This window comes from Mucilaginibacter sp., from assembly GCF_028287845.1.
Taxonomy (GTDB): Bacteria; Bacteroidota; Bacteroidia; order Sphingobacteriales; family Sphingobacteriaceae; genus Mucilaginibacter.
Map to the genome: position 1 here is coordinate 1 of NZ_JAQBOW010000023.1, position 15,146 is coordinate 15,146.

Sequence of the window (15,146 nt, forward strand, 5' to 3'; positions counted from 1 at the left end):
ATGATGATAAATTGCCTGAGCTAATGAAACTTTCGCCGGTTAAAATTATGGCAGATGAAAGCGTTTATAATCACCATGATGCCTGCAAGCAGATAGAAAGCGGTTCATGCCATTATGTTAACATAAAAATGGCCAAAGCAGGCGGAATATATGAAGCAAAGCAGATACATGACCTGGCCGCCAAAAAAGGTATCCCCTGTATGATGGGAGGTATGCTGGAAAGCCGTATTGCGCTAAGCTCAAAACTGCATTTTGTTTACAGTAGTCCTAATATTAAATTCTATGATATGGATACCTGTATGCTGGGCCATTTAATAGACCCATGCGTTGGTGGTGTTACTTATGATGGCTATTTCTTAAATATAAGTGATGCACCAGGAATAGGGGCGGACGCGGATGATAAGTTTTTAGAGAAGTGTGAAAAATTTGTGATTTAAAGATTGAAGAATAGAGATTAAAGATTAGTTTCCATAATACACCTAATCTTTAATCTCTAACAACTAATCTTTACCTGCTCAATTCCGCAAAATACTTATGAAACAATGGTATGGTTTCTATCCCTTTGTAATAATTAAAAATATCATACTTCTCGTTAGGCGAGTGTAGCGCGTCACTATCCAGGCCAAAACCCATTAATACAGTTTTTATACCTAATTCTGCTTCAAATAAAGAAACAATAGGTATGCTGCCGCCACCGCGTGTAGGTATCGGCGCTTTACCAAATGATTCTGTTATAGCTAACTGTGCTGCCTTGTAAGCTATGCTATCTGTAGGCGTTACAGCAGGTTCGCCGCCATGATGCGGTGTAACTTTTACTTTTACTGATGCCGGGGCTATCTTTAAAAAATGATCGGTAAAAAGTTGTGTAATTTTCTCAGAACCCTGGTTAGGTACCAAACGCATAGAAATTTTTGCACTTGCTTTTGATGGTAATACGGTTTTTGCGCCTTCGCCAATGTAGCCACCCCAAATGCCGTTCACCTCCAAAGTAGGGCGGGTGCCGGTTCGCTCAAAAGTGGTATAGCCTTTTTCGCCCCATAGCTCGGTAACATCCAGGTCTTTTTTATATTCTTCTTCGTTATATGGGGCGGCGTTTAGTTCTTTACGCTCGGCATCTGTCAGTGCAATTACCTCATCGTAAAAGCCAGGTATCGCAACATGGTTATTCTCATCATGTAAAGAAGCAATCATTTTAGCCAATATAGTGGCGGGGTTGGCTACCGCGCCCCCGTATACACCCGAATGCAGATCACGATTTGGGCCGGTAACTTCAACTTCCAGATAGGATAGGCCACGCAAACCGGTTTCAAGCGACGGGTGTTCCATACTTATCATTGAGGTATCAGATATCAGCACCACATCAGCTTTCAGCTTTTCTTTATTTCCCTTTACAAATATACCCAGGTTGTTAGATCCAACTTCCTCTTCGCCTTCTATCATGAATTTGATATTACAAGGCAGTGTGTCGTTTTGCATCATCAACTCAAAAGCTTTTACATGCATATAAAACTGACCCTTATCATCACAGGCACCACGCGCATATATTTTACCATCGCGTATTGTTGGTTCAAAAGGCGGTGTTTTCCATAGTTCCAACGGATCGGGTGGCTGCACATCGTAATGACCGTAAACTAAAACGGTTGGTTTAGATGGGTGAATTATTTTTTCGCCATAAACAATAGGATAGCCTGCAGTTTGGCAAATTTCAACATTGTCAGCACCCGCCTCGCTTAGTTTTTTTGCCACATAATCAGCAGTTTTTAATACGTCAGGTTTATATTTTGGGTCGGCACTAACCGATGGGAAACGCAATAATTCAAAAAGTTCATCTAACAAACGTTGTTTGTGTTGCTCTATATATTGTTTTATATCCTGCATTGCTTTCAATTTTGAACAAATATAACTCATGTTTATAAAAGAACAGGAGGATATTGATATTTAGACTTATAAGTCAGATAATTGCAATTATACATTTGGTTAATAAATACTTAGCATGGGTTAATGTATTTGATTGAACGTTTATATATATTTACATGTTGATTTTAATTGTAATAAATGAGTTATCGTAAGATAATTTTTCTTTCATTTATTCTTTCCATTTTGTTTTTCTCCGGTTACGCACAGATTCCTAGTTGCAGTGCTGCCGCTAAATTTTATGGTAAGGATAGTATTAATGTAACTACTTTCGGAGCGAGTACTGTAGCCGGCGTTGGTGGTTTTTCTTTCCAGACGGATTTATTGAACAATATTGAAGCATGTTATACCGGTGAGATTGTTAGTGTTACCACAAACGGTGTTGCTGGCGAAACAACAACACAGGGTTTAGTAAGATTTCCGGCAGCCATTGCCGGGCGTACAGGTTTTGTATTGATATTAATGGGATCGAATGACGCGTTGAGTTTGGCCGCTCAGAAATTTAAAATTAGCGATACTGAAATGAATATGCGGTATTATATAGAAACATCATTAAAGCACAACCTTATACCTATAATAGGTACTATACAATTTTTTAATGATAAAAATAATCAAACCTATAAAACGGCAAATTTATACGTAAACCAAATAAATGCCTTATATAAAAGATTGGTGGCTGAGTATCATATTTACCTTGCAGACATAAACCGGGCGTTGGGACGTGATTTTACCTTGTATCAGGATTACGTGCATCCCAATGCTGCGGGATATAAATTAATAAGTTATGTATGGTTTGATGCAATTAATCGGGCAATTGATGATAAATTGTTGGTTATAGGCCTAAACCAAAATTACCCTAATCCTTCTATAGACCGTACTACTATCGGGTTCAGCTTATCGCAGGCAGGGCATGTGCAGATAAATTTGTATAATATGACCGGGAGGCTAATTAAAAATATATATGACTCTTATCAAAATGCCGGTTATAGAATTATTAGTGTCCCTTTAAATAATCTTGATCCGGGTGTATATATATATACTATGCAGGTTGGTGGGCAGTTATTGAGCAAAAAAATGATAGTTACCCGGTAATTAATCAGCAGTAGCTAATATTACATTGGCGCTTTGGGTAGTTGCTTTGCTATCCAAATTTTCTACTTTCACTTTTACTTCTTCTGTTTTATTTTCTTTCCTGGTTAATGAAAATGCAGTTAACCCTGTTGTTAAAACTATCCCGACTATTATTACTGTTTTTTTCATGGTGTTAATTTTTGTAATGGTTAATGTTGTTTTAATTAAAATCTATCAGCAGTACCCAGTGTATTTTTTTCGCCATTTCTATCAGCAGTGCCCAGTGTATTTTTTTCGCCATTTCTGTCAGCAGTACCTAAAGTATTTTTTTCGCCTCTATCAGCAGTACCCAGTGTATTTTTTTCACCATTTCTGTCAGCAGTACCCAAAGTGTTTTTTTCACCAGATCTGTCAGCAGTACCCAAAGTGTTTTTTTCGCCATTTCTGTCAGCAGTACCCAAAGTGTTTTTTTCAATAGTGGTAGTTGCAGCAAAAGAAGTAGCTATGCTTGTAGAGAATATAATTGCAATTGCGATGATTAATTTTTTCATGATTTGTATAGTTTATAATGTCTTGGTTAGTAATTTGTTAGTTAAGTTTATTAATTTCTTTATGGAGTTAGAATCTGTCAGCAGTACCCAGTGTATTTTTTTCACCATTTCTGTCAGCAGTACCCAGTGTATTTTTTTCGCCATTTCTATCGGCAGTACCCAAAGTATTTTTTTCGCCATTTCTATCGGCAGTACCCAGTGTATTTTTTTCGCCATTTCTATCAGCAGTACCTAAAGTGTTTTTTTCGCCTGAAGTTGAAGCAGCAAAAGATGTAGCGATGCTTGTAGAGAATATAATAGCCGTAGCAATAATTAATTTTTTCATGATTGTATATTTTATATGTGGGTTTTTGATTTGTATTTATAAGTTTTATTAATATTTATTTTGTAATTGATTAATCGGCTGTAGCTAAAACAGTCCTGCTGTTAATCATAACTTTAGCTAATTGTACCGAAGTGGTTTTTGCCGGTGTTGTTGTTTTTATAAGAGATAATAATCCAACTGATAAAACGATTGCTGCTGTAAGGATTGCTTTTAACATGATATTTATTTTTAATATTAGGTGATAGTTAAATTGATATAGGATATGTTTTAAATTAATCAGCAGTTGCCAATATGCTCTTTGATGAAAAAGGATTATTGTAAAATACCACTGAATTTGACCGGAGATTATCCTTTTTTGCGCATGATGAAAGTATGCTAACAAATAGGATGATGATGGTTGTTAAAATGATATTTTTCATAATTCTTATTTTTTTAAGTTAGTAATAAATTTAATTTATTAATGATTATGTGCATTAATTAATAGTTAATAATAATTGCATATTTATATGTTTTGCGTTTGCAACTATGCCGTTTTTATCAGCCGCTCAATTATTAATTTTCCGTACTTTTCCTTTTTATTTTTTCAGTATAATTTTAATTGTTTAATAAATAATTAATATTAATTCTATATTTTAGTTATTTGATATTCAAACACTTATATATGCAAATATAAATAGGTTTTGTTAATTACAAAGAAAACCTGGAAAAAGTTTTCAACACTAAATAAATACTTTTTTTACTGAATGGAAAAATATATAATGTATTATTTATAACTTTCACCATAATTAAACGTAAATAGTGATTAATGAGGAAAATCTACGCAGTTTTATTTTTTATATTGGGTACTATTACTGCATACGCAAATGATATAAAGGATGGTACCGGAAAAGACACAAGCGAGGTTATTGCATTAAATAAAAACGGGTATGATAATAGATTAACTAACCCTAAAGAAACCGTAGCGGATGCAAATCGTGCCTTAGCAATGGCTTTAAAGCTTGATTATAAAGGAGGAATTGCAGAAGCTTATCGTATAAAAGGTATTGGTGAGTATTATTTAAACAGGCCGGATAGTGCTTTGAACCGGTATTATGATGCTTTAAATCAATACGAACTGATAAAAGATGAACGTGGAAAAGCTAAAGTTTTTAATAATATAGGCAACCTCTATCAAATGGTTGATTATGAAAAGGCTTTAGGCTATTTCAATTCGGCCCTTGTAATTGCTCAAAAATATAACGATGCTTCTTTGATCGCTTCCCTGTATTTAAACATAGGGAATATTTATAACAGGAAGAATATGTTTAATAATGCTTTAAACTATTATAATAAGAGTTACGAATTATTTACCAAACTAAATAATACTACAATTTTAGTTCAGTGCCTGGAAGATCTGGGGGTTATTTACTATAATCAACGTGATTTTATTAAAGCTAAGAAATACCTGATTGATGCTCATGATAAGGCAAAAAATTTGGATATGAATTCGTCTGTAGCTGCTATTAACTTAACGTTGACAGATCTCTATGTATCTGAAGGTAATTTTAAAGAAGCTGAAAAATATTTAGAAGAAGGCAGAAACTATTCTATGCGAATACATAATGAGAAAGACATATATGATTATAAGCACACCGCTTATGAAATGGAACTTAAGCGGAAAAATTATAAAGCAGCTTTAAACTATTTGATCAATATTTACCAGGAAGATAGTACCAGCTACCGGTCAAACGTATCAACTAAGTTGACTTTTATAAAAAAAGAAAAAGACCGTGAACTGCAAGCTGTTCAGGATCAAAAAAAGGCAGAACTTACACGTGTTATATTTTGGTCGATAACAACAACAGCGGGACTATTGGTAGTTGTTATTGTTTTGCTGGTAGGCAGTGTAAAACGTAAAGCTACAACCAATGCACAACTGCAAGAGTTAAACAATGAGATATCCCGGCAAAAAGATAACCTTGACAGGATAAACCATCACCTGGAAGAAATAATTGACGAACGAACGAAGGACCTGCAGGTAAAAAATAAAAAGCTTTCTGAATATTCATCCTACCTGTCTCATCAAATACGTGGCCCTATAGCTACACTCAAAGGTTTAATGAATTTAGAAAAAGAAGGGTTAGTTGATAAGCAGGAGTGTATTGACATGATGGATAAGTGCGTATCAGAAATTGATGAGAAAATAATAGAAATGAGCGACATGCTTCATGATCCGGGAAAAACAGGGTTCTAAAATATTATCCTGTTAATGGTAATGTTGAATGTATTTGAGCCTCCAGTAATCCTAAATACATACAGTACCTGGATATCATTTGAAGAACTAATATTTGGCGATGTTTTTTGTAGCCTTGAGTTTCAAAAGCCAAAGTTTGTTGTCCCCCTGTAACAAAAAATCTTACTTCTCCTTTACGCGGTTTAATACTTGGCCTTAATATATCAAACGCTTTAACTTTTAATTTACTCTTTGAGTCATGAACAGTACCGGCAGTTAAACTCTCGGTTTTTGAAATTGATATCATGTAGTTATCCATAGTAAATTTAAAATTATAAACCTTTGTTATTTTACTCCAAAATATTAATTATTAAATCGCGGAAAAAACTAAGCAGGTTTTGTATATTTAAGTATGTGTAAATAACTTTTAATAAAATTGTTTAATTTTTAGTAAAATTTTTAAGTATGAATTATTAATTAGAATACACAGTGTCATGTTTATTGAACGGTTTGGTTTATACACTATGTGTTTTTGCATTATGCAGTTCTTCGTAAAGCAGTATTACTTTTCGTTGTAAATTCACTATCTCAGCTTCGCGGTCATTTAACCGTTTTTGTATAATGCTTAAATTAGAAGGTTGTCGCTCTGCCGTTTCTGCGTCCATTGATAATAATTGCACAACATCTATTTCGTAAATGTCAGCTATCTGTTCAAGGCGTGACAGGTTGATGTCGGTAACACCGGTTTCGATTTTTGAGAATGCAGGAATAGATATCCCTAACCGCTTAGCTACGTCCTCCTGACTCCATCCATGCTGATGACGAAAGGTGCGAATATTCATACCTATGGTCTTATTGGTTTTCTTTTTAAGGTTGTCGTTCATTTCAGTATTTTTAATTATTTGGTAAAGAGGTATTATTACTCATCCAAATTATATGCCATGAAATAATACGGTATAAATGAACCTAAAAGTATAGCTTGTTATTAACTCCTAATTTAAAGTGGGGAATTTACTCCACAAAATGGGTATAATTTATTAATTATTGGTTTATAACGCTGAGTTTTGCAAACTTTAACAACAATTGCTTTTGCCCTATTTCTTTAAAAAAGATAGTAGCTTTAATGTCTGGCTTGTTGCCTTCCATGCTTATTACCTTACCAAAACCAAAGCGCTCATGTTCTACATCCATACCAACCTGAAGGTTCGAGGTGTCAGAAGGGGTAAAACCGGCAGACGGCACATGGGCCTTTGCTAATATAGAAGTAGTTTTTACCGGGGTAGACGTTGTTTTAGCTTTAGGTTTTGAAAATTTATCATCAGTACGGCTCCAGGCAGACCGTTCATCATCATAGTTCAGGCTGCCTGTATTTGCTGGTTTAGCGGTAAAATCAAGCTCAAGGTATTGGGCATCAATTTCATCCAGAAAACGGCTGGGTTCGCAGTTAATTAGTGTGCCAAACTTAAAGCGCGAGGTAGCGTAGCTTAATGATAGTTTATTTTCTGCACGTGTTATAGCTACATAAAATAATCGTCGTTCTTCCTCAAGGTCGCTGCGCGAGTTAAGCGCCATTTGCGACGGGAACAAATTCTCTTCTAAACCAACCACATATACCTGCGGAAACTCCAAACCTTTAGATGAGTGTATAGTCATTAACGATACGGTATCGGCATTGGGGTCCTTATCCTTATCATCATTGGTAAGCAGAGCAATATCCTGCATAAATACATCCAGACCTTTTTCTTCAATATCTTCGCGCTCGCTAAATTCTTTTATACCATTTAGTAACTCCTGTATGTTTTCGTAACGGTTAAGCCCCTCAACAGATTTATCCTCATAAAGGTCTTTTAACAGCCCTGAGTGCTGTGCGATGTATAAAGCAGCCTCGTATGCGCTTTGTGTTTTTGAAAGCACCTGGAAGCTCTGTATCATCACCGCAAAGCCGGTAACAGATGCTGATATCCGCCCTTCTAAATATTTTGCAGGATCAATGATCACTTCCCAGGGTGTGATGTTATTTTGATCGGCACTGACAATTATTTTATCAATAGTAGTATCGCCAATTCCGCGACGCGGATAATTGATAACGCGTTTAAGCGCTTCTTCATCGTTAGGATTAAAGGTGAGCCTGAAATAAGCTATCAAATCCTTAATTTCTTTACGCTGATAGAAGGAGAGGCCCCCATATATTTTATAAGGTGTACCCAGTTTACGCAAAGCCTCTTCCATAGAGCGGGATTGCGCGTTGGTGCGATATAATATGGCAAAATCGTTCCACCTTAAGCCCTTGGTTGTACGCTCATACATTATAGCTTCGGCAACCAGTTTACCTTCCTCATTATCGCTAAAGGCGCGCATTACTTTTATTTTATCGCCCGTTTCTTTCTCTGAAAATACATTCTTTTTAAGCTGGTCTTTATTGTTGGCTATAATGCTGTTGGCAACATTTACAATGTTTTGCGTTGAACGGTAGTTTTGCTCAAGTTTAAATATTTTAAGATCTGGGTAATCTTTCTCGAAGTTTAATATGTTTTGAATATTGGCCCCACGGAACGCGTAGATACTTTGCGCATCGTCACCCACCACGCAAATATTTTCGTTAACCGCTGCCAGTTTTTTAACAATGAGGTATTGCGAAAAATTAGTATCCTGGTACTCGTCCACCATCAGGTATTTAAACTTGTGCTGGTATTTGTTAAGGGTATCGGGATGCAGCTTTAAAAGCTCGTTGGTTTTAAATAATAAATCATCAAAATCCATGGCACCGGCGCGGTAGCAGCGTTGTACATAGGTTTCGTAGATCTTACCCAGCATGGGCCTGTTGCTTGATATATCATCTGCCTGTATCTGGTCGTTTTGTGCATATTCCATCCATGATACCAGGTTGTTTTTTGCTGCCGATATACGGTTAAGCACAAAATTTACACTATACAGCTTATCGTCCAGGTTCATTTCTTTTAAAATGGCACGCAGTACGCTTTTGCTGTCGTCGGTATCGTAAATGGTAAAGTTGTTGGGATAGCCAATTTTATCGGCCTCCACCCTTAATAGCTTGGCAAAAACCGAGTGGAAGGTACCCATCCAGATGTTCTTGGCTTCGGGGCCAACCAGGTGCAGTATACGCTCGCGCATTTCCCGGGCAGCCTTGTTGGTAAAGGTGAGCACCAGGATATTAAACGAATCTACCCCGTTACGTATAAGGTGCGCAACACGGTAGGTAATAACCCGGGTTTTACCAGATCCCGCTCCGGCAATTATCATTACCGGGCCCTGTATTTGTTTTACTGCCGCTTGCTGTTCAGGGTTTAATCCCGCTAAATAATCCAATGCTTTTTCCTCGTTTCTGTGAACAGCGAAATTAAGATTTTGAGGCGAAAGCCGAAAGGTTTTTACTCAAATTTAAGGTGTTCCATTTTTAGTAAGAGGAACAACTCGGAACATCCCCTGAGTGGTCGAAAGAGGCGGTAGGCAAACTATTATCCGGGTAGAAAAGGTAGCAAAGTGTTTCACAAATTAATGAAACACATGAAACACTATTTTAGGTTAACCTATTGATATATAGTTATTTGACAAAATTAGTGAAACACTTTGAAACAGTACAAAAGCTTTAGGTAAAATAGTATAAATGTTTTATAATTAGTATTTTATGCTATTTTACCGATTTTTGCAAAAATAGGGTGAAACACCTGATGTGAAACACTTTATTTCGATGACCCGTCATAAAAAAAGTGACCCGTCATAAAAAAGTTTACACCTTTTAGTGATTAATCCTGGAGTGTGTTTACACTTTACTTTAAACTATCATACACCCAGCGGGATAGTATATTGGTGTCACCATTTTTATTAAATTTTTTACAAGCGGCTATTTCTTAATCACTTTTATCTTCTCCCTGCCATATCCAAATGCTCCCTTCAAATCTGTTCCTTCCAGTATCAACGTATAGTCTGCCGGTTTATCGGCGCTGTAAAACGATACTGTTGCCTTGCCGTCTTTGTCAGTAACAACATTTGGTGCCCAATGGATGGTAGAGCGCAGGTCGGTACCTACGGCAATGTCCTTGTTCTTTTCTGTATACTTTGGGCGATAAACCTCTTTTGGGAAACTAAAACCTAATGGCCTGTAAACATACCTGCCGGGTGTATGATGTAAAAAACGCGGCCCTTTGCCAGAGTAGGTGGTGATAAACATATCCGCCAGGTCGTACTTTCCAAGGGTAGGTATATATACAACCTCAATGCCTTTAATTTCTGATGCGGTAAGATAATCCATATAAACATCAGGCGGTGCATAATGCCCATCAATTATAATCATAGCAAGGCGCGTATATAAAAAATAAGCCGTAGAAGTTAATGGATGCGGTGTAGTCATACCGGAGTTGATAGAATCTTTTACTTTTGGCTTTGGAAAGCTGCTGGGCCCTATGGTACCTAAATAAAAATTGCGGCCATATCTTTTTTTAAGCAGCTCAAACAACGACATGTTTTTATCGGCATTCATGTCCTTTTCATCCAACACAATTGATACCCGTTCAGCAGGGAATGGATTAACAGAGCCCGGGATAATTTTTTTCGATTTAATAACTACTTCCTTTAACATATGTCCTTCGCCTTTGTAATCAGCTTCGGCTTTATGTTGTGCTATTTTTGTATTGGCATTGTTTAATAAAGTAGTATCACTGTTAAAATACCAGGGCATGGGCCGGTGTTTTGGTTCGGCAAATACCGGCGGAATAAATTCATCAACATCGATCCCAACATTAAAAGTTTCGCCATTTTTATTTTTGGCTTGTATTAAATAATAGGCTGTGTCTGTGGGATATAAGTTTCCTTTAAATGTAAAACGACCATCATTATTTGTAATTGTATCTATTGCCAGAACAGGCAATTTTTGTAGTAACCTTATAACCGTTTGCCGGGATGGTTTACCAAATAAATTGGTAACCTTACCCCGTACAGTAAATTCGCTTTCGGCCGGGAACTGTGGCTGCTGCACCATTGGATTAAAAACAAGCTTCCAGTCATAACCCACCCAGCCTTGGGTTAACAGTAGGTTATCTAATGCGGCAGCCCTGTCTGGTGTGTTTGTTTCAAAATACCAGCCAGGCTCTTCTACGGTTCCTTTCAGATCAGACGTTAGCAACAGGTTACTAATAATATTGTTATCTGTACGGTGGTTAGTTATTTGGCTGTCATCAGTTACCGCCATAGAAAAAGTGCCACGCACGGGTTTGCCGTCTTTATCCTTTGCTTCTAAGTATACGGCAATACTATCCCTAACTGTGAATTTTGGCTTACTTGTCGTTATGTTTATATGCAGGTTGTCATTATGATCGATATAAATTATCCGTTCATTTAACGGCTCGTTGTTGCTACTGAATAAAGTAAAATGTGCTATTCCCGTCGGGAACTGGTCTTTCGGAATGGTCTTTTTTATTATGGCCCCATTAAAGTTGATTAATGCGCTATAGCAAACCATTCCTCTTGTCTGGCCTATTAAATAATAGGTTTCCGGGGCATTAAGCAGACCGGGCGTAGCGTTTAACGTAATTTCTAACGATTCTTTGTCCTTAGATACAATGCTTAATATGGTGCCGGCCGGGTTAACCATGGGCAATGGATAACTTTTGCTGATATTGCCCGGTAGTGTTACTTTAGCTATATAACTTTCTCCTGCTTGTGCTGTAAATTCAAATGCACCCATGCCTTTGTGGGTAGCATTAAATGAGGCAACCTCCTGCTGTTTGCTGTTGTAAACTTTGCCATTTATTGGTGTTTCTTTACCATCGTCAGCAATGGCTTTAAAACCCACTTTTGCGTTAATTCCGGCTACTAAATAACCTCCTTCGGGCATAAACTGGATGTCAGTATTGGCTGCATTTTTTATTATTACCGGGATAGTTAATATTGCCGTATCGGCATCTTTATCAGTTTGCTTAGCCTGTATGGTTATATCTTTTATGATATTTTTATCCGGCAGGTCAAAATCCAATAACGCGGTGCCGTCTATACCTGTGGTAGCTTTGTATTTAGACAAAGTGTGCCTGCCGTTCATTACTTTTAGTGTAATATCTTTCAACCGTTTGGGGTTGCTGTTCAATGCCGTAAAGCGCAAGTTTGCTTCGATCTTACCTTTTTCTGTAGTGGTGTCCAGTTTATAATCAGCGTTTACCAGGGTGGCCCCGCCATTTACCGGGGATATATAAATGCTCCTTTTAAATATATTGTCTTCGCTAAAGTTTCGCATCCAGTTAGTATAGGCCCGTATAGTGTAGCTGCCTTCGGATATTTCTTCTTCATTTAACACCATATCGCCCCAACCTATGCCGCCAATTATTTTTACCATTATCCGCTTTGTTGATCGATTCATTGCATCATCCAGCTCAACATACAACAGCCCACTTCTTAATGATGGCCTTAAGAAATCGCCATTCATTAAATAAGCTTTAAAATGCAGCGTGTCACCCACCGAATAGTAGGGCTTATCCAGTTGCAGATACACTTTTTCAATAGGCAATCTATCACGCATGCCCGCCACCGCCGACAGCGTTTTTAGCAGGTCGCCGTTTACCTGCGCAAAGGCAGCAACACTTAATAAACTAAAAACTGCCGTTAGGTAAATAACAGTTATTCTTCTCATACATGCTAAATACCAGGTTTATAGAAAAGGGGGGGATGGGATGAATAAAAATAAACAAAAAAAGACCCGGTCTTTTCACAAACCGGGTCTTTTACTTCAGATGAGACAAACCTTTTACTTTTCAGCTTTTACCTCAACTATTCCCACTTTCTTAGGGAAAATATTATTCCTCAGGTCAATATCGGGTAATTGATGATCCGGGTCAATCACAATACTTTTTATGGTTGACGTTGACGGATATTTAAATGTCCAAACCCCGTTGCGCTGCCATACGTTTACCGGCAGGTGTATGGTTTCTACCTTGCCATTTTCCTGGGTAATTTTCAGGTCGACAGGCATGGCCATTTTTTCTTTGTTGGCGATGGTGATGATAGCGCCGTTGGCAGGACTACCATCGTATCTTACTGATTCAACAGACTGATCCAGCTTCCAGGTGGTAAAGAACCATGGTTTAAAGAACCAGTTCAGGTCCTCGCCCGAGGCGTCATTCATCGCGCGGAAAAAATCATAAGGCAGCGGGTGCTTCATGGCCCAGTGCTTAATATACTCACGGAAAGCAAAATCAAACCGCTCGGGACCCAATACCACATCGCGCAGCATGTCAAGCCCTAAAGCGGTTTTGTTATAATACTGGCCGTAATCATTAAGTCCTATTGCTTCTGGTGGCGTCATTAACGGATCCTTGCTTCTGATATAGCTTCTTAATACATTTTGAGCATTGTTGTCAGGGCCTTTAGGCGCATACTCACCTTTGTTAAACATTTTGGTAGAGAACTCATTAATAAAAGTGTTAAAGCCCTCGTCCATCCACATGTATTTACGTTCATTACTGCCAACTATCATCGGGAACCAATTATGGCCTATCTCGTGGGTAACATCGCCCCATAAACCGCCATTTTTAAGGTTGCTTAAGCAGAAAATAATGCCGGGATATTCCATACCCAAAGCAACGCCTGATACGTTAACTGCCGAGTTCCACGGGTATTCGATATATTCTTTTGAGTAGATCTCTATGCTGTTTTTCAGATACTCGGTAGAGCGGCCCCATGAATTATTGCCAGAGCTTTCTGCCGGGTAAACAGATTGCGAAATACACTTACGGCCCGATGGTAAATTGGTTTTTGCCGCATCCCAGATAAACGCGGTTGATGCCGCCCATGATACATCGCGGGTGTTATCCATTTTAAAGTGCCAGGTTAATGTACCCGTAGCAGGGCGGGTAGCAGGTTCGCCAATTTCGGATGCAGAAATAATAGTAACTGTTTTATCGCTGTTACGTGCTTCGGCCAAACGTTTTTGCTGGGTGGGAGTAAGCACTTCGTTTGCATTTTGCAAATCGCCGGAGCCTACTACAATCATATTGGCAGGGGCAGTTATATAATAATCAAAATCGCCATAGTCGCAGTAAAACTCGCCTAAACCCATGTAGGGTAGGGTGTTCCATCCCTCTACATCATCATAAACGCACATGCGTGGGTACCATTGGGCAATTTCATAAACAACGCCTTGTTTAAACTTTTTGCGGCCCATACGGTCGGCGCCATAAAAAGGTATGGAGAAATCGTAATTTACTTTTACCTGTATTTTATCGCCATTGGAGCCTAATGCTTTATTTAAACGTATCTGCATGCGGGCATCAGTAATAACAGGCGTAACGGTGTAAGTTTGGCCCTTATAAGTAACTGATACTGACGCGATATGATAACCCCCGCGGCTAAATCCCTTAACATCAAAACGATCGCCGGTAAAGGGGGTAACCGCCGCTCCGCGCGAATCGGGCTTGAACAGGTTCTGGTCCAGCTGCAGCCATAGGTAATCCATGTTATCAGGGCTGTTGTTGGTATAAGTTATAGCAACTTCGCCTTTAACAGTAGTATCCTGAGCGGCTTCATTTAAAGAAGCATGAATTTGGTAATCGGCGCGGTTTTGCCAGTAATGCGGGCCCGGCTGTCCGCTCGCCGAGCGATTGTCGCCGCTGGTCATTGGCCAAACAATTGGCCCGAAAAGGTCCTGGTGGTTGTACTTAACAGTGTCGGTTGGGGATTGCGCGAGCGCGGTTGTTGCAGCAGTGAGCAAAGCACATGCTAATAGCATGTAATTTTTAAAATAATACATTTAATCAGTTAAATTATAAGAAAGCAAATTAAGTAAAATAAAATGTTATTGCATAATTGGGGCAGCGGTGCCCCGGGTGGTTTTAAACGTGTTTGTTACACAATTTGGTGTAACAAAATGTAACAAGTGAAACAAGATTTTGACTTAACCTATTGATAATAAATAAACTACAAAAAAGTGATGTAACAAAATGTAACAACTTATTCGTCTGTATTTTTAGGTATAATTTTAAGGTATTTATTTGATAATCAAATTATTGCAGATTGGCTGATTTTGAGGTGATGTAACAAGATGAAACAACCTTTTTGATATAGGCAATTT

General features: G+C 38.1%; 13 protein-coding genes. 3 read left to right on the forward strand and 10 right to left on the reverse strand.

What is annotated here, in order from left to right:
- A partial coding sequence (locus tag JWP71_RS01865; protein WP_299496467.1) for an enolase C-terminal domain-like protein occupies positions 1 to 437 on the forward strand: 437 nt, incomplete at its 5' end.
- 70 nt (positions 438 to 507) lie between these two features.
- On the opposite strand, the gene JWP71_RS01870 is transcribed toward JWP71_RS01865, so the two are convergent.
- Positions 508 to 1,878, reverse strand: a complete 1,371-nt coding sequence (locus tag JWP71_RS01870) for a dipeptidase (protein ID WP_299496550.1) — start codon at positions 1,876 to 1,878, stop codon at positions 508 to 510.
- Between the two features lie 177 nt (positions 1,879 to 2,055).
- Here JWP71_RS01870 and JWP71_RS01875 point away from each other — a divergent pair, with 177 nt between their 5' ends.
- A complete protein-coding gene (locus JWP71_RS01875) occupies positions 2,056 to 3,006 on the forward strand; it encodes an SGNH/GDSL hydrolase family protein (RefSeq protein ID WP_299496469.1) in 951 nt (316 codons plus the stop codon).
- On the opposite strand, the gene JWP71_RS01880 is transcribed toward JWP71_RS01875, so the two are convergent.
- The 4 genes from JWP71_RS01880 to JWP71_RS01895 form a co-directional block, all read right to left on the reverse strand.
- Positions 3,007 to 3,174 carry a hypothetical protein gene (locus JWP71_RS01880; RefSeq protein ID WP_299496471.1) on the reverse strand — a complete coding sequence of 56 codons (168 nt, stop codon included), beginning with the start codon at positions 3,172 to 3,174 and terminating at the stop codon, positions 3,007 to 3,009.
- A gap of 35 nt (positions 3,175 to 3,209) precedes the next feature.
- On the reverse strand, positions 3,210 to 3,536 hold the full coding sequence (locus JWP71_RS01885; RefSeq protein WP_299496473.1) for a hypothetical protein: 327 nt from the start codon (positions 3,534 to 3,536) through the stop codon (positions 3,210 to 3,212).
- Positions 3,537 to 3,603: 67 nt separating this feature from the next.
- Positions 3,604 to 3,861 (reverse strand): hypothetical protein, encoded by a 258-nt coding sequence (locus JWP71_RS01890; RefSeq protein ID WP_299496476.1) that lies wholly within the window; start codon positions 3,859 to 3,861, stop codon positions 3,604 to 3,606.
- Positions 3,862 to 3,931: 70 nt separating this feature from the next.
- A complete protein-coding gene (locus JWP71_RS01895) occupies positions 3,932 to 4,078 on the reverse strand; it encodes a hypothetical protein (RefSeq protein ID WP_299496478.1) in 147 nt (48 codons plus the stop codon).
- A gap of 588 nt (positions 4,079 to 4,666) precedes the next feature.
- On the opposite strand from JWP71_RS01895, the gene JWP71_RS01900 reads away from it, so the two are divergent.
- Positions 4,667 to 6,094: a tetratricopeptide repeat protein gene (locus tag JWP71_RS01900; RefSeq protein ID WP_299496480.1), complete on the forward strand. Its 1,428-nt coding sequence runs from the start codon at positions 4,667 to 4,669 to the stop codon at positions 6,092 to 6,094.
- A 4-nt stretch (positions 6,095 to 6,098) separates the two neighbouring features.
- Here JWP71_RS01900 and JWP71_RS01905 read toward each other — a convergent pair whose 3' ends face one another.
- The 5 genes from JWP71_RS01905 to JWP71_RS01925 all read right to left on the reverse strand — a co-directional run bounded on the left by JWP71_RS01905 (position 6,099) and on the right by JWP71_RS01925 (position 14,804).
- The gene (locus tag JWP71_RS01905; protein WP_299496482.1) at positions 6,099 to 6,392 is read right to left on the reverse strand and encodes a hypothetical protein; all 294 of its coding nucleotides are present in this window, start codon (positions 6,390 to 6,392) and stop codon (positions 6,099 to 6,101) included.
- Between the two features lie 196 nt (positions 6,393 to 6,588).
- On the reverse strand, positions 6,589 to 6,957 hold the full coding sequence (locus JWP71_RS01910; RefSeq protein WP_299496484.1) for a helix-turn-helix transcriptional regulator: 369 nt from the start codon (positions 6,955 to 6,957) through the stop codon (positions 6,589 to 6,591).
- A 157-nt stretch (positions 6,958 to 7,114) separates the two neighbouring features.
- The gene (locus tag JWP71_RS01915; protein ID WP_299496485.1) at positions 7,115 to 9,400 is read right to left on the reverse strand and encodes a UvrD-helicase domain-containing protein; all 2,286 of its coding nucleotides are present in this window, start codon (positions 9,398 to 9,400) and stop codon (positions 7,115 to 7,117) included.
- 535 nt (positions 9,401 to 9,935) lie between these two features.
- Entirely contained in the window at positions 9,936 to 12,710 is a 2,775-nt protein-coding gene (locus JWP71_RS01920) for a DUF4369 domain-containing protein (protein ID WP_299496487.1), read from the reverse strand.
- A 114-nt stretch (positions 12,711 to 12,824) separates the two neighbouring features.
- Entirely contained in the window at positions 12,825 to 14,804 is a 1,980-nt protein-coding gene (locus JWP71_RS01925; RefSeq protein ID WP_299496489.1) for a M1 family metallopeptidase, read from the reverse strand.
- Positions 14,805 to 15,146: the final 342 nt, after the last annotated feature.

Coding starts and splice junctions, on each gene's coding strand:
- JWP71_RS01895 (WP_299496478.1), bottom strand. CDS start 4,078: ATGTTAAAAGCAATCCTTACAGCAGCAATCGTTTTATCAGTTGGATTA.
- JWP71_RS01925 (WP_299496489.1), bottom strand. CDS start 14,804: ATGCTATTAGCATGTGCTTTGCTCACTGCTGCAACAACCGCGCTCGCG.
- JWP71_RS01920 (WP_299496487.1), bottom strand. CDS start 12,710: ATGAGAAGAATAACTGTTATTTACCTAACGGCAGTTTTTAGTTTATTA.
- JWP71_RS01885 (WP_299496473.1), bottom strand. CDS start 3,536: ATGAAAAAATTAATCATCGCAATTGCAATTATATTCTCTACAAGCATA.
- JWP71_RS01900 (WP_299496480.1), top strand. CDS start 4,667: ATGAGGAAAATCTACGCAGTTTTATTTTTTATATTGGGTACTATTACT.
- JWP71_RS01910 (WP_299496484.1), bottom strand. CDS start 6,957: ATGAACGACAACCTTAAAAAGAAAACCAATAAGACCATAGGTATGAAT.
- JWP71_RS01870 (WP_299496550.1), bottom strand. CDS start 1,878: ATGCAGGATATAAAACAATATATAGAGCAACACAAACAACGTTTGTTA.
- JWP71_RS01890 (WP_299496476.1), bottom strand. CDS start 3,861: ATGAAAAAATTAATTATTGCTACGGCTATTATATTCTCTACAAGCATC.
- JWP71_RS01875 (WP_299496469.1), top strand. CDS start 2,056: ATGAGTTATCGTAAGATAATTTTTCTTTCATTTATTCTTTCCATTTTG.
- JWP71_RS01905 (WP_299496482.1), bottom strand. CDS start 6,392: ATGGATAACTACATGATATCAATTTCAAAAACCGAGAGTTTAACTGCC.
- JWP71_RS01880 (WP_299496471.1), bottom strand. CDS start 3,174: ATGAAAAAAACAGTAATAATAGTCGGGATAGTTTTAACAACAGGGTTA.